The organism is Micromonospora sp. NPDC049051 (assembly GCF_043197575.1).
Classification (GTDB): domain Bacteria; phylum Actinomycetota; class Actinomycetes; order Mycobacteriales; family Micromonosporaceae; genus Micromonospora.
On sequence record NZ_JBICTL010000003.1, the window covers coordinates 554,353 to 575,142 of the forward strand.

The window sequence follows — 20,790 nt, forward strand, 5'->3', positions numbered from 1 at the left end:
GCCCCGGCGGCCCCGAAGGGATGGCCGCCGGGGCGTCCTGCCCGTGCGATAGCGGCTAGACCGCTTCGAGCCGTGCTCTGCGCTCCACCAGGTCGGCGAGTCCCTCCCATTGGCCGGCCAGATTCCGAGCGACCTGGGCAACGACCGGTAAGCAATGCGGAGGCAGCGCGGCGACGAGGCGGCCGTCGATCGGCGCGCTCGAATGATGATGCAGCATGCGGAGCAGCGCGCGTCCGGCCTCGGTGTACCGCAGCGACGGGTCACGGCTCAAGTTGGCCAGCGTAGTATCGGTCCGGAGATGCCGCACCAATAGCACGCCTGGCCCTTCGAGGTGCGGCCGCAGCCCTGCTGAGTGGTCGTCGTCGGCAGGGCCCTCCCGCTCCATCTTGTCCCGAACGCTCCGCACCGTGTTCGGAGAGACGCCGGCTGTCCGGGCAATCTCGCGTAGCGAGGCGGTGGGCCGCTGCGTCAGGAGCTCGCTGACCACCTTACGGCTGGTGGCATTGCTCACCGGGCGGATTCGCCCGTCGCGGCCGGTGCGCTGCCCCGGCGTCGCCTCGCCCAGGTCACGCCGCAGTGCGCCGATCGTCTTGCCGGAGAGCCCGGCTGCCCGCCCCAGAGATCGGTCGGACCAGTGCGGGTACATCTTAATAAGACGGCTTGCGGCGGCCCGGCGGTCGGCAAGCGAAAGCGGCAGGCCGTGGGCGATGTTGGTGGTGACCCCGCGCAGATACGCGGAGCCGTCGTCATCGTTCAACAGTCGCGCTCTAATGCTGGCCGCGCCGTTCAGCTGGCTGGCTTTCAAACGGTGCATGCCGTCAATTACGCGCATGGTCCGCAGCTGCACTAGGATGGGCGGGAGAGGGATTTCCGACTGCGCCAACAACCTCACGTGATCATCGTTGATCCCACCGAGACGCGGCGATTCCGCCGGCAATAACGAATCAATTCGCACAAGAACGACGTCGGAATCATCCGCGCCGCCCTCCAAGACATCCGTCACTGCGGCACACTTTTTAGCCACTGAACTCCACCCCCGTATTTCGCATTTCCGAACAGACCGGCAACGATGGTGTCAATCTCGCTTTGCAACATCCACGCCGGTCATTGCGCGAGCTTAAGCCACCTAGACGCCACCGGCAACCTCTGACCGTTCTTTACTGTATGCGGCGATATGTCATGATTTTACGGCGCCGCCTACGGTCCCGCCGAAGTCGGTACGGGCACCACGAGGGTGAAGGTTTGATCCCGTCAGCTGTTGGATTCCGTCAGCCCGAGGCCAGTGTGCCGAGCGTGTGCAACCGAGGAACCGCCCAGTTGCACACCGCAATGCCTCGACCCCGGGGAAGTTGCTACAAAGCCTTTTCGTGCGCCACGCGACCAACGAGCCTTGCGATCGTCAGCGGCTCGCGAGCTAAGTCGGCAGGACTGATGTAAACGTCCAACTCGCTCTCAATCGCGCTCAGGAGCCGGAGGTAAGACAGCGAGGTGTAGCCCACGGCGGCGAGATCCCCAGCCAAGGAAGCGATAGTGTCGCGGCCGATCGGATGTTCGCTCGCCTCCACTACCAGACGCACAACCTCTTCTTCCAGTTCATGCCGATTCATCGGTCGCCTGCCTCCAATCCGACGGCTGCCCGGCGGCAGCTTCAGCCTGCACAACTACCACACATTCACCCACGCTCAACCAATGGCCAAAGTGGCGTTGAGGGCAGGATCGTTGCGGTCTCCAGATCGGAACGATACTCTTCGTGCGGGGCGAACGCGGTAAATGCGTGCGCCGCACTCCAGCGCCACGCCAGCCAATTTTGGTCGACGAGTAAGTGCAGGCGGAATAGTGCCGGGCGAACTGCGGATACTCGGACTCCTTGTAATTAATGGAGTGGCGTCATGTCTGCAGCGGATGGTCGTGCCGTGGCCGCAACCGTTCTCCACACTAGGGAGCTAGCTCGATGCATCCAGCACTGCCAGCGGTACTGGCCGGCCTTGACCACGAGGTGGTTGTCGCTCCCGCCAGCAGCGGGCAACGGGGCATGTGGCTGAGTCATCAGTTGGACCGAACTGGTTCCGCGTACCACGTCACCAAGCTGCTCGAACTGCACGGGCCGCTGGACACGGAGCGGCTCAGGAATTCCTTCACGGCCGTGGTGCGGCGGCACGAGGCCCTGCGCACCTCGTTCACCCGCGTCGGTGGTGAGCTGCGTCAGTTGATCCACCCTACGGCTGAGCTCCCGTTCACGGTGACCCACGACGCCTTGCCGGCGGCTGTACGACAGGCGCTCGCCGGCGCCTTCGACCTCACCGCCCCACCCTTGTTACGGGTGCATCTGTTCGTGTGCGGCGCGGAGCACCACCTGCTGGCGATGGTCGCACACCACCTCATCTGTGACGCCCCGTCGGTGCGACGGCTCTGGGCCGAAGTTGCCGAGCAGTACCGACCGGACAACCAAGATGCCGATGCCCCTCCGCCCCTGCAGTTCGCCGACTACGCGGACTGGGAATCCGAGTGGCTGACCGGCGATGACTACGTCGAACACCTCGCCTACTTCCGGGATCAGCTGGCAGATACCCCGCGGGCACTCGATCTTCCGCTACCGGTGTACGCCGAGACAGCGACCACCGGCACGGTGACCAGCGACGATTTCCCGGTCGAGCTGACTATGCGGCTCGACGAGGTGGCACGCTCGTTACGAGTGACACCGTTCATGCTCATGGTCACGCTCTTCGGTGGAGTGTTGCACCGGTGGACCGGCGACGACGCAATCGTAATCGGCACGCCAGTGTCCTTGCGGGACAGCGGAGAACTCGACACCACGGTCGGCATGCTGCTCAACTCCCTACCCTTGGTGACCCGATGGCCCGACTCGACGACGTTTGGCGCGGCTTCTGCACGCATCCGTGACACCGTGGTTGCTGCTCTCCAGCGGCGACAGTGCCCCTTCGACCAGTTGGTCCAGGACCTTCGCCCTGGGCGAGAGGAGGGTCGCTCTCCCATCTTCCAGGTGTTCTTCAGCCTGGTGCCTGAGGCCGACGCGCCGGTCACGCTGTCAGGACTGTCAGTCAGGGAACTGCCGCCCCCACCGGGACCCGCGAAGTTCGAACTCACCCTCAATGTGACCGCCGGCCGACAGTTGCGCTGCGATCTTGAATGGAGCGCGCGCCGGTTCACGGCGGACACCGCCCACGCGTTCCTCCGACATTTGCGCATCGCCGCCGAGGCCGTCGCGGCGGATCCCGACACGCCGATCGCTCAGTGGCCCTTGGCCGAGTCGTCGGCCACCGGCCTGGCGGAGCTACTCGGTACCGAAGTCGACCCGATCACCGGGCGGTCTTCGTGTCCGACCCCACCTCACGATGACCTGGATGTGAAAGCATGAACCTCAGCCCCGCCCAGCTCACCCACTACGAGGAGCACGGCTATCTCGTACTGGGGGGAATGTTCACTGCGACCGAGATCGCCACGCTACGGAAGCACGCTCGCCACGACCTGGACACCGACAGTCCTCGGCGCGTTCATGAAGCCGGCAGTGGCCTGGTGCGCGCCACGCATGGCGCGCACCTGGTGACCCCGTTCTTCCACGATTTGGTGCGGATGCCCCGCCTGGTCGGACTGGCCGAGCAAGTGGTCGGGCCGGATGTCTACGTCCACCAATTCAAGATCAACGCAAAGGCAGCGCTCGGTGGGGAGGTTTGGCAATGGCACCAGGATTCATACTTCTGGCGCCACGAGGATGGATTGCGGGAACGCTCGGCGGTGAACATCCTCATCCACCTAGACGAGGTAGACGAGTTCAATGGCCCGTTGCTGTTGATTCCTGGCTCACACAGGTACGGCGACTTGCCCGCCGAAGAGATCGACGAGGTACCGGAGGGCGAGGGTTGGCGCACGACGGTATCCGCCCGACTCAAGTACACAGTGGACACCGAAAGCCTTCGTAGCCTCGTAGACAAGCAGGGCATCGTCTCGGTCAAGGGACCTGCGGGCACGGTCCTGCTGTTCGACCCCGCCGTCGTGCACGGCTCGTCGAACAATCTGTCGCCATACGACCGGTGTCTGCTCATTCTTTCTTACAACAGCAGCCACCATCCCCTCGCCGAGGTTCCCCGCCCTCGCCCCGAGTTCTTGGCCAGCCGGAACCCAGTCCCGCTGCGCCCGCTCGAGCACGACGACCTGCCACAGCACCCCGTGGATGGGCCTACCCTCGTCGGGCAGCACGCCGTGGCGGTTCGAGGAATCGCACGATGAGCGGCTTCCAGGCCGGGCACGAGCCGGTGATCGAGGATCTATACCCGTTGACTCCGCTGCAGCAGGGCATGCTGTTCCACACGCTCAAGAGCCCGCTAAACGGACCGTACCTTGAGCAGTTCGTCTTTGACTTGGGCGGTCCCGTCGATGTGGCGGCGCTGACCCGGGCCTGGACCACAACGGTGCGGCGGCACCCCGCTCTGCGGACGTCCTTCATGTGGGAGGGGTTGGACGAGCCACACCAGGCGGTCCTGACGATCGGGACAGTACCGCTGACCGAACACGACCACCGCCTCCTCGACGACGTCGATCACTCCCGGCTGCTGGAAGAGTTCCTGGCTGCTGATCGGACCGCCGGCATTCCTCTGCATCGGGCACCACTGATGCGTCTTACCCTGTTCCACAGGCCGGCGGGGGCGGTGCTCGTGTGGACCCTGCACCATCTGATCCTGGATGGTTGGTCCTTTCCGACAGTCATTCGGGAGACTGCGGCGGCGTACCGCGCGGACGTGGCGGGGCAACCGCTTAGCCTTGCCCCCGCCCCGCCGTTCCGGGATTTCATTGGTTGGCTGGCTCGCCGCGACACTCGGCAGGACGCCGTTTACTGGCGGGCGTACCTCAATGGCCCATCGGCGGCCTCGACAGTCTCCGTTGGTCCCCCCGCGGAGGGCGAGCGACGCGGACGGGCGGCCGACGGCCGAGCTGTCCACGATTTGGGATCAGAACTCTCTTTGGCCGTCTCCACGCTCGCCGCCAATGCCCGGGTGACCCTCGGCACGGTCTTCCAGGCCGCCTGGGCGGCTCTGCTGGCGCGCCACAACGGCACCCGGGACGTCGTCTACGGCCTCACCATGGCAGGGCGCCCCGCAGACATGCCGGGCGTGGGCGACATCGTCGGCCCCTTCATAAACACCGTCCCCCGGCGGGCAGATCTCCAGCCCGGCGAGCCGATCGTCGACTGGTTGCGCCGCGTCCAGACGGACCGCCTCGACGTCGAGCAGCACCAGCACACATCGCTCGTCGACATCCATAAGTACGCGGGCCGGTCGGCCGAGGACACCCTCTTCGACACGATTCTGGTGATCGAGAACTACCCGAGTGTCAGCAGCGACTGGGCACTCGACGAGGACGTCCGGTTCGAGCTCCGCACCTTCCTGGAAGACACCGGATATCCCCTGACCGTCCTGGTGCTACCCCGCGCGGAGGGATTACGGGTCCAGATCCTCTACGACCGCGAGCGGTTCGCCAACGATGTCGTCGAGGCGCTGCTCGGCCGGTTCGAGACGGTTCTGCGCACCCTGACCACGGGAAGCCTCGTCGGCGATGTGGACGTGATAGATGCAGCTGAGCGCAAACGGCTGCTGACCATGTGGAACAGCACCGAGGCGGAACTCGACCAGCGCCCGGTGCAGCAGGTCGTGGCCGAACAGTTCCGCCGCACGCCCCACGCGATCGCCCTCGACGACCACGGCAGACTGCTAACGTACGCGGAGCTCGACCAACGCTCCGCCCGGTTGGCTGCGGCGCTCGTCGAGGCGGGGGTAGGCCCCGGGGTCGTCGTTGCGATCCTGCAACGGCGGACCGCCGAGCTGCTGATCAGCGCGCTGGCCGTGCTGAGAGCCGGCGGCGCCTACCTGGCTCTCGACCCGGACCACCCCGACCCTCGCCTGTCCTACCTGCTGACGGACTCGGCCGCCGCACTGTTGCTCACCGATACCAGTTTCAACCACCGGCTGGGGCCGAACCCGACCCGGCTACGGGTAGACGAGCTGGCCGAGATCCCTGTCGCTACCGCCCATGTCGTCGATGTAAGCCCGGACGACCTCTGCTACATCACGTACACCTCGGGGTCCACGGGCCGCCCCAAGGGCATCGCCATGTCACACCGCGCAGGGGCGAACCTGATCAGCTGGCAGGTGCGACACACCTCGGTGCCGCCGACGGCCCGTACCTTCGCCTACGCGTCACTTAGCTTCGACGTCTCCTTCCAGGAGATCTTCGCCACGTGGACCGTGGGTGGCCAGCTGATCCTGGTCGACGAGGACGAACGGATGGATTTCGAGCGGCTGGTGGCGTTGGCCGCGGCAAGCCAGGTCCAGCGCTGGTACCTGCCTGCGTTCGCGTTGGAACAGGTCGCCGCGACCGCCGCTCGGCTGGGCACGACGCTGCCGGAACTCCGTGAGCTGATCCCGGGCAGCGAGCCGCTGCACGTAACCGACGAGCTGCGACGACTGCTCGCCGCCGCACCCGGCTGCCGGCTCGAGAACCAGTACGGCCCGTCCGAATGCCACGTCGTGACCAGTCACGTCGTCGCCGAACCCCCGGCGCGGATGGACGACCATCCCCACCTCGGCTGGCCCCTGGCCAACACCCGCGCCTTCATCCTCGACCGGGAGCTTCGGCCGGTGCCGATGGGTGTGCCGGGCAACCTCTATCTGGCCGGCGCCGGCGTGGCTCACGGATACCTCGGCCGTACGGCGCTCACCGCCGACCGATTTGTGCCCTGCCCCTTTCCCCGCCGCCCCGGCGAGCGAATGTACGACACCGGCGACCGAGCCCGGCTGCGTCCCGACGGTGGGATCGAGTTTCTCGGTCGCCTCGACAACCAGATCAAGATCCGCGGCTTCCGCATTGAACTGGGTGAGATCGAATCGTTGCTGCGCGAACAGGACGAGATCCGCGAGGCGGTCGTGCTGCTCCGCGAGGTCAACGGAGAGCGTCGTCTCGTGGGCTACGTACTCGGCGCACGCGCGGACATCGAGGTCGCGGTCGTCCTGGAACGGCTTCGCCGCACGGTTCCCGACCACCTGGTTCCGTGGACCCTCATGGTCCTGGAGTCCTTCCCATTCACCGTCAACCGCAAGGTCGACCGGGCCGCGCTACCGACACCCCAGGTCGCCCCAGGGATCGCGGCCGAGGACACGGCGGACCGTAGTCCGGCGGAGCAGCTGATGAGCGACCTGTGGGCACGCGTGCTCGGCGTCTCGTCCGTAGGACTCGACGACGATTTCTTTCGACTCGGCGGGCACTCGCTGACCGCAGTGAAGCTGACCGGACGCGTCCGGGCCGCATTCGACACCCCGATCGGAGTCGGTGCAGTGTTCAGCCTCCGCACCCCGCGCCGTCTGCTGGAACGGGTCTCCACCGAGCTGGGGGGAGAACAGGCGGCGACCGCCGCAGCGCAAAGGTTCATCGACGCGCTGTCAAGCGAAGAGCGCTGAGACGTGGGTTCAACCGGTATGCCACCGAGACGACGGGGAAACGACATGGACCAGTGGACGCTGGTGGAAACCAAGGAACTTGACGAAGAGCTAATCCGGTTGCTTTTCGACAACCGCATCGCCGCCATCCGCGTCCCCGGTTTCTTGTCGGAGGGCATCACCCGGGCCGTGGCGCGCGCAATCCAGGAGCAGGGCTTCGACTACTACGAGCAGGTCAACCCGCCGATCGGGCGGATCGGCATCACGCAGTACGAGCACCGGCACGAGAGTGGCCGCCGGGAGAAGTACTTCGCCCAGGCAGCCGGGGCGACACGGCGCCGACGAAAACTGTTTCAGGACGGCGGCGACTTGCTGCACCTAGTGCTCCAACAGATCGGTCGTGCCTGGAGCTGGCCGGTCGGAGTAGCCCGAGACACCTACGGTCGCGAGTACTTCGCCGGACTCGTACGCATCATCGACGAGGCGCTGTTGCACTGCGATTGGGCCCCGCACGACGCTCCCGGATGGTCGATCGGATCGATCGACGCGCAGCTGACCTGGAACATCTATTGCAGTACGCCGGAGCGGGGCGGCGCCACCGTCGTCTACAACCGGCCATGGACCGAGGACGCCGAACAGTTCCTCATCGAGGGCACCTACGGCTACGAATCCCAAGTGGTGGCTGGTGTTTCGTCGCTGCACATTGAGCCACGCGAGGCCGACTTGATTCTGTTCAACAGCCGCAACTTCCACCGAGTCGAGGCCGGTTCGGGAATGGGCGACCGGATCTCGGTGAGCTCCTTCATCGGCCGCACCACGAACAGCGACCTCGTCGCCTGGTCCTGATTCCCACCATCCCTTCGGAAGGCAGCGCATGACCTCGCCCACCGCGCAGGAGCGGACCTACGTCGTCGTCGTCAATGACGAGGAGCAGTACTCCATCTGGTTCGCCGACCGGGAACCACCCGTTGGCTGGACGTCCGTCGGTGTGACCGGCTCCCGCCAGGAGTGCCTTGAGCATGTCGGGCGAATCTGGACCGACCTTCGTCCGCTCAGCCTGCGTCGCTGGTTGGCACAGACCAACCAGGACGACTAGATCCAGGTGGAATCCATGACCATTGAGGCGGAAGCGTCCATAGGGCAGGAACAGCTGTGGCTGTTCGAACAAGTTCATCCGGGCAGCACCGTCTACCACCTGCCGGAGTTTTGGCTGATCCGCGGGCCGCTCGACCGTATGGCGCTTCGCCGTGCGGTGCAGACCGTCGTCGACCGGCACGAGTCGCTGCGGACCACCCTACGGACCGATAACACTGGGCGGCTGCGGCAAACGGTCGCGCCCCCGGGGCCGGTCGAGCTGCCCGAGCACGACATGCGGGGGGCAGCGGAGCCGGGCGCGGCGGCGGCTGCACGGCTCGACGAATGCGCACGTGCTCCGATCGACCTGCAACGGGATCCGCCACTGCGGACCTTTCTGGTGCGCCGCAGCGACCAGGAGTACCTCTTCGGACTTGTCGTGCATCACGTGGCTGCCGACGCCTGGTCCTTCGGCCTGATCCGCGCCGAACTGGGCACGGCATACCGCGCGTACGTCGCCGGTGTGTCACCGGCACTTCCCACGGTGAAATCCTCGTACCGGGAGTTCAGTCGACGACAGCGCAGCCGCAGCACGTCGGATGCCCCGAATCCTTGGGACGGGGCGCCACCCCCGACCCTGTCGGTGGACCGACCCCGTGCCGATGCTGTCGCAGGCACGGGCGCGCTGTGGTGGGGAGAACTCAACCCATCGACGCTGAACCGCTTATCAGAGTGGTCGATCGTGCATGGCGCGACCCTGTTCTCCACGATGCTGGCGGTATTCGGCTGGGTGATCGCTCGGTGGTTCGGGGAACGCTCCGTCCTGGTTACCACGCCGTTGACCGTTCGGGATGATGTGAACCTCGAACGCACGGTGGGTTACTTCGTCCAGACCACGCCGGTGGTGGTGGACACCGCTATCCCCAAGCTCTCAGACCTAGTCGGTCGGGTGCAGGAACAGGTCGTCGAGGCGTTCGAGCGGGCACCCTTCCCAACACCGCGCCTGATCCACCATGTGTCGTTCACCGTCGAGCATGACGATCCTCCCTCGCTCGACCTCGGCCCGCTCACGACCGAGCTACTGGAGCGCCACGACGGCACCAGCAAGTTTGGGCTGTCACTACGCGTCCTACGCTCGGCGCAGGGCGCCCGGATGACGGTCGAATACGACTGCGACGTCTTCGACGAGGCAACCATCCGCCGTTTCATGAGCCACTTCGCCGCAGTCGCCGCAGTCGCCGCCGACTGCCCTCCGACGCGCTGGCCGGACGTGCCGCCGGAGGACGAACGGATGCTGTCGGGCTGGAGTTACGGACGCGAAGCGCCCGTAGTGGGCACGACGATCGAGCGGATAGCCGCCATCGCCGCCCAGCACCCCGACCGGACGGCCGTGGTCGACGGCGGCCGGACCATGGCATACGCGCAACTGTGGCTCCGGGCGGGAGCGCTCGGCGCACGACTGGTGGGCATCGGCGTACGACCGGGTGACCTAGTCGCGCTCTGTCTGCCAATCTCCGCGGAACTGGTGCTGGCGGTGCTCGGGGCGATGCGGGCAGGCGCCGCCTTCATCGCGCTGGACCCCGAGGACCCACCGGCCCGACGCGCGGCCCTGCTCGAAGCTGCCGGAATCAGACACCTCCTGGTCGCTGGCGAAGTCGAGGTGGCGCACTGGCCGGGCGGGCAGCACCGGGTGACAACCGGAGCAGACGTCACCCACCCGCCGGAGATGCTGCCCGGCGATTGCCAGCCGCAGACCGGAGTGGCCTACGTGACATTCACGTCGGGATCGACCGGCCCGCCGAAGGGGGTAATGACTACCCAACAAGGGCTGACGAACTACCTGAGCTGGGCGACCCGTCACTACGGCCTTGCGGCGGGACAGCGCGTTCCACTACACACCCCGATTGCCTACGACCTCGCAATCACGAGTCTGTTGGGACCGCTGGTCGTGGGAGCGGCGGTGCGCACGGTGGCCGACGGTCCGCACCGGCACGCGGAAGTCGCGAGACAGATGGGCCACGACCAGTTGGTGAAGGCCACGCCGACGCACTGGCGGATCCTCGCCGGTCAGGCCCGCGGCGACGCGGGGCCGGGGGTGATCGTGGTCGGCGGGGAGTCGCTCCTGCTCGACCAGGTGGCCGAACTGCGCCGTCTCTTTCCCGGCAGCCGCATCATCAACGAATACGGGCCCACGGAGACGGTGGTGGGTTCGACCGTCTGGGAAGACACGGAGTCCAACCCGGAATCGGCCACCTGGGATCGAGCACCAATCGGCCGACCGATCGACAACACCAGTGTCCATGTGGTGACCGCAGATCTGCGCCGGGTGCCGGTCGGAGCGTGGGGTGAACTCGTTATCGGCGGGGTCGGGGTGAGTCACGGCTACCTCGACGCGCCCGGTCCGACGGCGGACCGGTTCCCGCCGGACCCGTTCAGCACCCGTCCGGGCGCCCGCCTCTACCGCACCGGCGACCTGTGTCGCTGGACGGCCTCCGGTCAGCTCGAGTTCCGCGGACGTCTCGACCGGCAGGTCAAGATCTTCGGACGCCGGGTGGAACTGGGAGAGGTGGAGGCCGTGCTGGCTGCCTCACCGGGGGTACGACAGGCGGCCGTCGTGGTCCGGACGGCACAGACGAGCAGGCTGATCGCCTACATCGAGGGCGCAGCCAACGACACAACCCACGCGTACCTGCGCGAGCGGCTGCCCCGGCACATGGTGCCCGAGATCATCGTCCGACTCGACCGTCTTCCCACTAACGCCAACGGAAAGCTAGACCACGCCGCACTGCCCAGTCCCCCGAGGGGCACGAACCCCTCTGTCCGCTCCGGGGAGCACGATCCGGACCTGACGACGGCGATCGCGGCGGTGTGGAAGGAAGAACTTGCCACCGGCCCACTCGACGGCACGGAGGACTACTTCGCCTTGGGCGGCGACAGCATGATCGCGGTCCGGATCACCCGGCGGTTGAGCGCCCTGCTCGGTCGGCCAGTAGCCGTGCCGGACATGTTCGCCCACCCGACCCCAGTCGAACTGGCCGCGCACCTGCAGCGGTCGACGACTCCCGCCCGGGTGCTGCGCCGCGGTCCCCGCACCACGGTCGCCGACCTGCTGAGAGCCTCCGCACCAGCGGAGCCGGAAATCCGAATGGGGCCAGGAGAATGCTGATCTGCGGCGTTAAGGTCACCCACGACGGGAGCGTCGCTCTCATCGAAAATGGTCGACTGATCACCTCAGTAGAGATTGAGAAGCTGGACAACCGGTCCCGCTACACCGATCTGACCGACACCGCCCTCATCGCGCGGGTGCTGGCCGGACACGGCCTGAGCCCCACCGACGTCGACACCTTTGTTGTGGACGGCTGGGGCTACGGCGGTCCCTCCGAGGTCGTCACCCAAGCCGATGAGAGCCCGCTGACGCTGACCGTGGCCCCGTACCGCGAGGACAACCTCCAGGACGACAGCCTGGCTGTATACCGCTTCGAGGGGCTCCGCGTCGGGGCCAAGGAATATCCCTACCACAGCTACCACCACACCACCGGACACATCATGTCCGCCTACTGCACGAGCCCGTTCGCGGCGCGGCGCGAGCCGGCCTTCGTGGTGGTCTGGGACGGTGGTGTACTCCCCCGGGGATACCTCGTGCGCCCGCACGGAGCGGTGGAGAACCTCGGGCCCATCTTCGGCCTCATCGGCAACGTCTACGCCACATTCGCGATGCACTTCGCGCCGTTCCGACCAGAAGATCTCGGCGTCCCCACCGACCAGCTTCCGTACCAGCAGCTCTCCGTGCCCGGCAAGGTGATGGCCTACGTCGCCAAGGGTGTCGTCCGCCCCGATCTCTGCCGGGTGTTCGACGAGATCTACCGCGATGAGCTCGACATCTCACTGGACTTCGCGACGACTTTCTCCCGCAGCTTCCTCAGTCGCACAGCACGAATGACGGTCCGGCCGGAAGACGCGCTCGCGAGCATGCAGCACTGGCTCGGCGAACGGCTCGTCGAGAGCCTCCGCGAGATGCGCGCCCTGCTGCCGAACAGCCCGGCCAGCCTCTGTTTCGCCGGAGGGTGTGCGCTGAACATCAAATGGAACTCGCGGATCCGGGCCAGCGGAGTGTTCGACGAGGTCTACATCCCGCCTTTCCCCAACGACTCCGGCTCGGCGATCGGCGCGGCGTGCGCGGAGTGGACCAGGTCAACCGGCACGCCCGACCTGGCCTGGTCGGTCTACTCTGGTCCAGCCCTGGCCTACGGCAAATACGACGGCGACGGCTACGGCTACACCCGCCGACCTCTGGACGTCGAGGGGCTGGCCGCGCTCCTACACCTCACCGGCGAACCGGTGGTGGCGCTACACGGGGCGGCGGAGCTGGGTCCGAGAGCGTTGGGTAACCGGAGCATCGTCGCGCCGGCGACGCAGCCGGGAATGAAGGACCGGCTCAACCATATAAAGGGCCGCGAGGCGTACCGCCCCGTGTCACCGATCTGTCTCGTCGACCAGGCTCCTGAGGTGTTTGACCCGGGCACGCCGGACCCGTTCATGCTGTTCGACCACCGCGTCCGACCGGCCTGGATAGACCGGATCCCGGCGGTGCTGCACCTGGACAACTCGGCTCGGCTTCAGACCGTCGACCCGGCAACGAACCCCGTGCTCGGCGCGCTCCTGTCCGCCTACCACCGCCTCAGCGGCGTGCCCGTGCTCTGCAACACCAGCGCGAACCTGCACGGCAGCGGCTTCTTCCCCGACGTGCCGTCCGCGCTGCGCTGGGGGCGTAGCCGCTACGTCTGGAGCGACGGCTGGCTCTGGGAACGGCCCGCGGACCAGCGTGACATCCCCACCCCTAGCGAAGGGAACGCCGTATGACCCGCCCGGACAACGCCGAACGGATCACCGAGCTGTCTGCGGCCAGGCGGAAGCTGCTAGCGCAGTGGTCGGGCGACGACGACCAAGCCACGACCCCGGTTAGCGTCGAGGAGCGGCTGCTGGTCGAAATCTGGCGCGAAGTGCTACGCACCGACCGGATCCGGCCGACCGACAACTTCCTGCAACTAGGCGGCGACTCCATCACCAGCCTGCAGGTCGTCGCCCGGGCCAACAGCAGGGGTCTGCGGCTCACCTCCCGCCAGGTCATCGAAGCCGCAGACCTACAAACGCTGGCCAGAAGCGCCACCTCGGCCGCCGCGAACCCGAACATCCATGACGTCGCGACGGGTCCGGTCCCGCTGACCCCGGTCCAGCGTTGGTTCTTCGAGCAGGAGATACCGGACTCCCACTACTGGGACCAGGCCGTCGTCGTCGAGGTTCACCGCGACGTCGACACCGACATCCTCCGTCATGCCCTGCGGGACGTGCTCGACCATCACGATGCGCTGCGCAGCCGCTTCGCCTGCCAGGACGGGCGCTGGACGCAGAAGGTGCCCGCCGAGGCACCGACAGCCGAGGTGATCGTCGTCGACAACGGCTCGCTGGAAGACGCCATCGCGCATGCCCAGCGCTGCATCGACCTGACCGACGGACGCCTGGTGGCGGCGGCGCTCATTCGAGGCTGCGACGGTCCCCCGCGCCTTCTGCTCGCCGTCCACCACCTCGTGGTCGACGGGGTGTCACTCCGTATCCTGATCGAGGACCTACAGACCGCGTACTGTGCCCGGGCTGCTGGGGACGTACCCAAGCTGCCGCCGAAGACGGCCTCAATGAGGTCCTGGGCTACCTCCCTGCACCGCTACGCAGCGTCGCCGTACATCACCGATCAGCTCAACTACTGGCGGTCCGTCCCCGCGGCGGAGGCGGCGGCCTTGCCGACGGACCACGCCGGGGCGACAGACACCATGGCGACCTGCGCAAGCATCACCGCATCGCTCGACGCCGAATGCACTAACCGCCTGGTGCAGCAGGTGCCCAGGATCAGCGGAGTCCAGGCGCAGCACGTCCTGCTCGCCTCCCTCCTGATCGCGTGGGCGGGCCGAACCGGTCGGCGCGAGCTCCAAATCGACCTCGAAGGGCATGGCCGGGAACCCATCGACGACACGTCCGACGTAAGCCGGACCGTGGGCTGGTTCACCAGCATCTACCCCGTCCGCCTCGAACTGCACGGGCCAGCCGTGGCCGTGCTTGACCGGGTCCGCCGTCACCTCGACACGATCCCCGACCGGGGCATCGGGTACGGCCTGCTGCGCTACCTGACGCCGGCCGGTGACGGCGGGCTCGCCGCCCTCCCCCAGTCCCAGATGAGCTTCAACTACCTCGGACGGTTCGACCAGCCCGTCGGGGCGAACAGCGTGTTCGGCGTGCCCGTGGAGGTACCGACGGTGTTGCAGAGCGACCGGGCCACGCGACGGTACGCGCTAGAGATCGTCGCCACCGTATCGGTCGACCGGTTGATGGTCGAGTGGCGCTACAACCGGCTCGCGTTCGAGGAGGCGACTATTCGTGGGCTGGTGGACGCTCAACTCGCCGCCGTGACGGAACTCGTCACGGAGCTGTCCCAACCCACCCCGAATCCCAGTGAATTCCCTTTGTCGCGTCTCGCGCCCCAGCAGCTCAGCGCCGTACGCCGACAACTGCGTGGGGACGGCGCATGAGCCGGATGGCTCTGCACCCCATGCCCTCCGCCTCCGCACTCGGCACGCTGTGCCAGGCGGTGGTCCGGCGGTGGCCGGAGCACGAGCCGTACCTCCGGCAGCGCTTCGGCGAGGCCGGGGCGGACAACGCGGCGACAGCGGAGCTGCTCGCCGAGCGAATCCTGCGGATCTGCGGTCACGACCTTGCGAAGGTGGTCGACGACTACCGGTGGACCTGCGGAGTGATGCTGGAGGAGGAATACCACTTCCGCCGGCACGGCCGCTACCGACACACCTCGTTTGAAGAGGTGCGACAGCTCGTCTACGACAACCCGGACTACATGCGCCGGTACGCCCACGGACTGCTGTTGTCCCAACTGCTCTGGGCCAACCACTGCCGGGCAATGCAGGCGTATCACGAATCCTTCCTCAGCCGACTACCCCGCGACGCGACCCTGCTGGAGGTGGGACCGGGCCACGGCCTGCTCCTGGCGCTCGCCGCGGAACGGCTCACCGAGGCGCGGATCACCGGATGGGACGTCAGCGACACCAGCCTAGAGGCGACGCGCGGCGCGCTGACGGCGATGAGAACGCGGAACGTGGACCTCAGGCGACAAGACCTGCTCACGGCCCCCACCGACCAGATGTTCGACGCGGTGGTCGCCAGCGAGCTGGTCGAGCACCTCGAGCACCCGACCGAGGCCCTGCGCCGCCTGACGGCCCTGACCCGGCCCGGCGGGCTGCTCTTCCTCAACATTCCCGTCAACAGTCCCGCTCCGGACCACCTCGCCCTGTGGAGGTCGCCGGAGGCTCTGCGCAGCCTCGTGACCGACGTCGGTCTCACCATTGAGCAGAGCCACGAGTTCCCGATGACGGGCAAGACCGTTCAACAGGCACGCAGCCAGAACCTAACCATCTCCTGTGTGCTGCTCTGCCGCCGCCCGACCGATGAGAGGCCCGGACATGCCTGACCAGTCACTCCCCGAGCAGGTCGCCGGAATCATCGACGCCGTGGTGGGATGTGGACCGGTCGACCCGAGCGACCGGTTCAGCGAGCTGGGCGGAGACTCCATCCAGGCGGTCCAGGTACTCTCCCTGTGCTGGTCGGAACTCGGCGTGGAACTGCCGATGCAGACGCTGCGGACCGAGACCACCGTGAGTGAACTCGTCGCGGCGGTGGCCGCGGCCCGCTCCGGTCCCGCCGGGGTGGCGGCGGCCCCGGGGGGTGCGCCTGTCCCGAACGACGAAGCCGCGTCCGTGCCCGCCAGTCCCCGGCAGGCGGCCCTGTTCTCGCTTTCCCAAGCCCGCCCGGAGCTCCCGGCCTACAACGTCCCCGTGGCCCTGTGGTTGACCGGTCAGCTCGACCGGCGCCGGCTCCAGCGAGCGCTCAACCTGCTCGTACACCGGCACGATGCACTACGCACCGCTTTCTCGACCGGGCCGGACGGCACGGTCCTGCTGACCACGCGCCCCGCCGACTCGGCGACCGTCATCATCGAGGAACTGCCGGCGACCCGGCTCGACCTGGCGGCGAGCCTGCTCCAAGAGATCGCCGCCCAGCCGCTGGACCTGACCCGCTCCCCCGTACGGGTGTGCCTGCTCCCGGTAGCCGCCGATCGGCACGCCCTCCTCGTCGTCGTCCATCACGCCGTGTGCGACGGATGGGCGCTGAACATCCTCCTCTCCGACCTCTGCCGGCACTACGCGGCGGAAGGAGCCGAGCCGCCGACCGCTGGCCCCGGCCAGCGGGAGCTACTGTCGTGGGACGAGGGCCGCCGGACGGTCCCCCGCGAGGAGGCTCTGCGACGCTGGGGGGACCTGCTGGCCGGGGTGCCCACCCTGCTCGACCTGCCCCTCGACCGGTCACGCCCGCCGGCCCGGTCGATGCTCGGCACCCGGGTTCCGTTACGGGTGCCGGCCAACCTCCACGAAGGTCTGCGAGCACGGGCGGCCACCTGGGGCACCACACCGTTCGCCCTGCTGGCGTTGGCGCTCGGGGTGCTGCTGGAGCGCTACACCAGCCGCGACGACCTGGTGATTGGCGTCCCCACCGCGAACCGCCACCACCCACGGGCCCTTGAAGCAGTCGGCTACCTGTCCAACGTGGTACCGGTCCGTCTCGATCTTCGTGGCCAGCCCGACGTGGCGGTGGCCCTCTCGCGGATCACCTCAGGGCTGGCGACCTCGACAGAGCTCTCCTGGGTACCCCTCGACGACATCGCCGCCGCAGTGGACGCCGAACGGTCCGCCACGCATCAGCCGCTGTTCCAGGTCGCCCTGGTTCAACTCGGCAACGGTGTCGCTCCCCTGCGCCTGCCCGGCCTCCGGGTGGAGCGGCAGGACCTGGGCACCGGCACGTCAAAGTACGACCAGAGCTGGTACCTAGAGGACTTCGGCGACGGCTTGACAGGCTACGTCGAATACGCCACCGACCTGTTCGACGAGGACAGCGTGACCCGGATGAGGGACCACTTCCTGCGTGTACTCGAGGCGCTGGTGCGCGCGGAGACCGATCATCCGCTCCGCGAGCTGACCATGTTCAGTCCGCATGAGCAGGCGGGCCTGATCGACGAGCTGACACCCCCGGCGGGGCCCACGCCCGACTCCGTCGTCACCTCCTTCCTGAGCCACGTCCGGGATCGGCCCGACGCCCCTGCCATTTGGTCCGATGGATGCCTAACCACGTACCGCGAACTGCACGACGGCGCCATGCACGTGGCAGGCCGGCTGGCCAAGCTCGGCGCCGGGCCGGAGACGGTGGTTGGACTGCACCTCACCCGCTCGCCCGAACAGGTCGCGGCGGTCCTCGGGGTGCTGATGGCCGGCGCCGCCTTCCTCCCGTTGGATCCGGCCTACCCGGCCGAACGGCTGCGCTACATGATCGATGACGCAGCCCTGTCCCTGATCGTCACCGAACAGCCGGACGATCCGGCGCTACACGGTACGCCGGCACGGCTGGTCACTCTCGACGGTGGTGGAGGCCCGCGCCTCGCACCTCGGCAGGTGGACCCGCGCAGCCTGGCGTACGTCATCTACACGTCAGGTTCGACCGGTGCTCCCAAGGGGGTGGCGCTCACCCACGACGGGCTGGTCAACGTGATCGAACGATCCCGTGAGTCGTTCGACCTCAAGCCGGGGACGCGGGTGCTCCAGTTCGTGTCGTTGAGTTTCGACGCCTCGGTGTGGGAGACGTTCATGGCGCTCTGCACCGGCGGTGTCCTCTGCCTCGGACCGGCGGTGCTGGCCGAGTCGACCGCCTCCCTCGAGGAGTTGATCAAACGCTCCGGCGCGGAGGTCGTCTTCCTGCCACCGGCGGTGCTCGCCATCCTCGACCCGGCGGCAGTGCCGTCCGTTCGGCTGGTGCTGACCGGCGGCGATCGGGTGAGCCGGGACCTGCGCGACCGGTGGGCAGCCAGGGTACGGTTCTTCGCGGCGTACGGTCCGACCGAGGGCACGATCGTGCAGACTTGGGGCGAGTGTCCACCGGACCAGGTCGGGCCCACGCCGGTCGGCCTGCCGTTCGGCGGCGTGCGGCTCTACGTGCTCGACGACGAACTCCGGCCGGTCCCGCTGGGCGCGGTCGGGGAGGTCTACGTCGGCGGCGTCGCCGTGGGGCGCGGCTACCGCGGCCGGTCCGACCTGACCGCCACGCACTTCCTCCCGGACTGCTGGTCACCGGTACCCGGCGGCCGGATGTACCGCACCGGGGACCTGGTGCGCCGCCGTGGCGACGGCGCGCTGATCTTCGTCGGGCGGACCGACAATCAGGTCAAGATTCGCGGCTTCCGGATCGAACTCGGAGAGGTCGAGGCGGCACTCAGCCGCCGGGCGGACATCCTGGCGGCAGTGGCGTTGGTGGACACGCAGGGCCCCCGAGCGAGGCTGGCCGCCTGGCTGGTGCCGGCAGGGCCGACAGACCACGACTTCGCGGAACGTGTCCGCACGGACCTGCGGGCCCAACTTCCCGAGCACATGGTGCCGAGCCGGATCTCCGTGGTCGCCTCGTTGCCGCACACCCGCAACGGCAAGGTCGACTACTCCGCGTTGCTCACGACCACGCCCGCGGAGGACAGGTTGTCGAGCCTGCTCGACCGGTTGGACAGCCTCACTGATGCCGAGGTCGACGCCCTGCTGGCGGCCACCTCGGCGGAGAAGCCGGGTAACCGATGATCGTTGCAGGTAACCGGCGTATCGGCCTGCTCTGGACCAGCACCCTGCGGTGGAACCTGGGCACTTGCCTGATGATCGTCACCCTTGCAGTTTACGTTTACACGACGACCGGTTCGACGCTCAGCAGTGCCTCCACCTTCGTCGCGCAAACCCTGCCCGCGATCGTCTCCGCACTCCTGGCCGGGGTGCTGGTCGACCGGTGGGATCGGCTCTGGCCAGTCATCGGCGTCCTCACGGGAGGCATGGTGCTCGCCGCCCTGCTGCCGCCCGCCCGGCCTGGACCGCTGGCGGAAGCACCGCAGACGGAGACGATGGCGGCGAGGGCGGAAGCAGGCGATGATGGCTGACCAGGATCGGTTGGCGGTGCGGCTGCTCGCGTCGTTCACAGCCACCCCGATGGAACCCGTGCTGAGCTACTGGTGGTCTCGGCTGGCCCTGGCGCCAGCCCCAACGATCGCCCCGTACGGACAGCTCATCCAGCCATTGCTCGGCCTGACCGGACAGGACGGTCCCGATCCGTTCGCCGCCACCGTGGTGCTGCTGCGGTGGGAGGACTGGCTGCGCTACCTGCCTCAACGCCCAGATCCGATGCGCGCCGGAGTGGTCATGGAACGGCGACTCGCCGAGTTCGCCGACGTGCTGGCGCTGGCCGCCCCCAACCTGAGCGGCCCAGTGCTCATACTGGTCTGCCCACCGTCGGCAACCTGGGCGAAACCGGACAGGGCCGGCACGTTGGCCTACCTCAACGCGCAGCTCGACACCATCGCCTCGACACTCGACCGGCTCCACGTCGGTCACGTCGCCGGGCTCGCCGCCCGGTACCGGCCGACAACGACGAACGACCAGCGTGCGGACGATCTCGCGCACATGCCCTACCAGCCGGCGTTCTTCACCGCGCTGGCCACCGTCGTCGTCCGCGCCGTCCTGGCCCTGTCCACCCGCACCCGACGTCACCTGCTCCTCGATCCGCTACGCAGCCTGTACCCACCCACGGCCGGCCGACCGGTCGACCTGGCCTGGCGCCGCCAGCTGCCCATCCTGGTCGGCCAGTCCCGCCGACTCGGTCTGCTGGCGGTCCGGCCTGGTCTGGGTACCGAGCCACTTATCGAGAGCGGGCCCGAGTTGCGACTGCTCCGGCACCGGGACGCCCTACGCTGCCTCGGCGGATCCTCGGATCCACCGAACGAACAACCGGCGGCGGCGATCAGACGCCTGGTTGACCGCGGCGCCGTCGATCCCGGCGACGCGGTGCTGCTCGACGCGAACCCCGCGCTGTGCGCCGAAGCCGCGGCGGCAGTCCCCGGGCTCGCGACCGTCTCCCTCAACGGCGATCCCGCCCAGGTGCCCGACGCGGTCGACCACCTGTGGGTGTTCGACGGCGGCCACCTGCTTCCCAAAGGACCGGTACGCACGGACGGGCTCGCTCTGCCACCAGAGCTTCTGCCCGGGCCGACGACCACACCCACCGACCTCGCCGAGCTGCACCGCGTAGTGCAGCGCTGGCGACGCGAGCACCACCTCGCCTACCGGGCCAAATGAGACCA

General features: G+C 67.8%; 14 protein-coding genes. 12 read left to right on the top strand and 2 right to left on the bottom strand.

Annotated elements, in window-relative coordinates; genetic code table 11:
* Positions 1-55 precede the first annotated feature (55 nt).
* Together ACGFIR_RS14680 and ACGFIR_RS14685 are read right to left on the bottom strand one after the other, a co-directional pair.
* On the bottom strand, positions 56-1,003 hold the full coding sequence (locus tag ACGFIR_RS14680; protein ID WP_393145298.1) for a ParB N-terminal domain-containing protein: 948 nt from the start codon (positions 1,001-1,003) through the stop codon (positions 56-58).
* A 349-nt stretch (positions 1,004-1,352) separates the two neighbouring features.
* Positions 1,353-1,607, bottom strand: a complete 255-nt coding sequence (locus ACGFIR_RS14685) for a phosphopantetheine-binding protein (protein ID WP_393145300.1) — start codon at positions 1,605-1,607, stop codon at positions 1,353-1,355.
* 344 nt (positions 1,608-1,951) lie between these two features.
* Between ACGFIR_RS14685 and ACGFIR_RS14690 the strand changes: the two genes are divergently transcribed.
* Genes ACGFIR_RS14690 through ACGFIR_RS14745 form a run of 12 tightly spaced genes read left to right on the top strand, consistent with a single transcriptional unit; the run spans position 1,952 to position 20,785 of the window.
* Positions 1,952-3,376, top strand: a complete 1,425-nt coding sequence (locus tag ACGFIR_RS14690; RefSeq protein WP_393145302.1) for a condensation domain-containing protein — start codon at positions 1,952-1,954, stop codon at positions 3,374-3,376.
* Positions 3,373-4,245: a phytanoyl-CoA dioxygenase family protein gene (locus ACGFIR_RS14695; RefSeq protein WP_393145304.1), complete on the top strand. Its 873-nt coding sequence runs from the start codon at positions 3,373-3,375 to the stop codon at positions 4,243-4,245. Before ACGFIR_RS14690 ends, ACGFIR_RS14695 begins: the two co-directional genes overlap by 4 nt.
* Entirely contained in the window at positions 4,242-7,466 is a 3,225-nt protein-coding gene (locus ACGFIR_RS14700; RefSeq protein ID WP_393145306.1) for an amino acid adenylation domain-containing protein, read from the top strand. Before ACGFIR_RS14695 ends, ACGFIR_RS14700 begins: the two co-directional genes overlap by 4 nt.
* Before the next feature lie 45 nt (positions 7,467-7,511).
* Complete coding sequence (locus ACGFIR_RS14705; RefSeq protein WP_393145308.1) at positions 7,512-8,291, top strand: hypothetical protein; 780 nt, start codon at positions 7,512-7,514, stop codon at positions 8,289-8,291.
* 28 nt (positions 8,292-8,319) lie between these two features.
* The gene (locus tag ACGFIR_RS14710; protein WP_393145310.1) at positions 8,320-8,541 is read left to right on the top strand and encodes an MbtH family protein; all 222 of its coding nucleotides are present in this window, start codon (positions 8,320-8,322) and stop codon (positions 8,539-8,541) included.
* 15 nt (positions 8,542-8,556) lie between these two features.
* Complete coding sequence (locus ACGFIR_RS14715) at positions 8,557-11,685, top strand: amino acid adenylation domain-containing protein (RefSeq protein WP_393145312.1); 3,129 nt, start codon at positions 8,557-8,559, stop codon at positions 11,683-11,685.
* Complete coding sequence (locus ACGFIR_RS14720; protein ID WP_393145314.1) at positions 11,679-13,379, top strand: carbamoyltransferase N-terminal domain-containing protein; 1,701 nt, start codon at positions 11,679-11,681, stop codon at positions 13,377-13,379. Before ACGFIR_RS14715 ends, ACGFIR_RS14720 begins: the two co-directional genes overlap by 7 nt.
* Positions 13,376-15,097, top strand: a complete 1,722-nt coding sequence (locus ACGFIR_RS14725; protein ID WP_393145316.1) for a condensation domain-containing protein — start codon at positions 13,376-13,378, stop codon at positions 15,095-15,097. The genes ACGFIR_RS14720 and ACGFIR_RS14725 overlap by 4 nt, the downstream gene beginning before the upstream one ends.
* Positions 15,094-16,047, top strand: a complete 954-nt coding sequence (locus ACGFIR_RS14730) for a class I SAM-dependent methyltransferase (RefSeq protein WP_393145318.1) — start codon at positions 15,094-15,096, stop codon at positions 16,045-16,047. The genes ACGFIR_RS14725 and ACGFIR_RS14730 overlap by 4 nt, the downstream gene beginning before the upstream one ends.
* Positions 16,040-19,246, top strand: coding sequence for an amino acid adenylation domain-containing protein (locus ACGFIR_RS14735; RefSeq protein ID WP_393145320.1), 3,207 nt, complete (start codon positions 16,040-16,042; stop codon positions 19,244-19,246). Before ACGFIR_RS14730 ends, ACGFIR_RS14735 begins: the two co-directional genes overlap by 8 nt.
* Positions 19,243-19,593 (top strand): hypothetical protein, encoded by a 351-nt coding sequence (locus ACGFIR_RS14740; RefSeq protein ID WP_393145322.1) that lies wholly within the window; start codon positions 19,243-19,245, stop codon positions 19,591-19,593. The genes ACGFIR_RS14735 and ACGFIR_RS14740 overlap by 4 nt, the downstream gene beginning before the upstream one ends.
* Positions 19,586-20,785 carry a hypothetical protein gene (locus ACGFIR_RS14745; RefSeq protein ID WP_393145324.1) on the top strand — a complete coding sequence of 400 codons (1,200 nt, stop codon included), beginning with the start codon at positions 19,586-19,588 and terminating at the stop codon, positions 20,783-20,785. The genes ACGFIR_RS14740 and ACGFIR_RS14745 overlap by 8 nt, the downstream gene beginning before the upstream one ends.
* Positions 20,786-20,790 lie beyond the last annotated feature (5 nt).

What these genes read in the sequence shown, in the direction of transcription:
- ACGFIR_RS14685 (WP_393145300.1), bottom strand. Translation starts at nt 1,607, where the DNA reads ATGAATCGGCATGAACTGGAAGAAGAGGTTGTGCGTCTGGTAGTGGAG.
- ACGFIR_RS14690 (WP_393145302.1), top strand. Translation starts at nt 1,952, where the DNA reads ATGCATCCAGCACTGCCAGCGGTACTGGCCGGCCTTGACCACGAGGTG.
- ACGFIR_RS14695 (WP_393145304.1), top strand. Translation starts at nt 3,373, where the DNA reads ATGAACCTCAGCCCCGCCCAGCTCACCCACTACGAGGAGCACGGCTAT.
- ACGFIR_RS14700 (WP_393145306.1), top strand. Translation starts at nt 4,242, where the DNA reads ATGAGCGGCTTCCAGGCCGGGCACGAGCCGGTGATCGAGGATCTATAC.
- ACGFIR_RS14705 (WP_393145308.1), top strand. Translation starts at nt 7,512, where the DNA reads ATGGACCAGTGGACGCTGGTGGAAACCAAGGAACTTGACGAAGAGCTA.
- ACGFIR_RS14710 (WP_393145310.1), top strand. Translation starts at nt 8,320, where the DNA reads ATGACCTCGCCCACCGCGCAGGAGCGGACCTACGTCGTCGTCGTCAAT.
- ACGFIR_RS14715 (WP_393145312.1), top strand. Translation starts at nt 8,557, where the DNA reads ATGACCATTGAGGCGGAAGCGTCCATAGGGCAGGAACAGCTGTGGCTG.
- ACGFIR_RS14720 (WP_393145314.1), top strand. Translation starts at nt 11,679, where the DNA reads ATGCTGATCTGCGGCGTTAAGGTCACCCACGACGGGAGCGTCGCTCTC.
- ACGFIR_RS14725 (WP_393145316.1), top strand. Translation starts at nt 13,376, where the DNA reads ATGACCCGCCCGGACAACGCCGAACGGATCACCGAGCTGTCTGCGGCC.
- ACGFIR_RS14730 (WP_393145318.1), top strand. Translation starts at nt 15,094, where the DNA reads ATGAGCCGGATGGCTCTGCACCCCATGCCCTCCGCCTCCGCACTCGGC.
- ACGFIR_RS14735 (WP_393145320.1), top strand. Translation starts at nt 16,040, where the DNA reads ATGCCTGACCAGTCACTCCCCGAGCAGGTCGCCGGAATCATCGACGCC.
- ACGFIR_RS14740 (WP_393145322.1), top strand. Translation starts at nt 19,243, where the DNA reads ATGATCGTTGCAGGTAACCGGCGTATCGGCCTGCTCTGGACCAGCACC.
- ACGFIR_RS14745 (WP_393145324.1), top strand. Translation starts at nt 19,586, where the DNA reads ATGGCTGACCAGGATCGGTTGGCGGTGCGGCTGCTCGCGTCGTTCACA.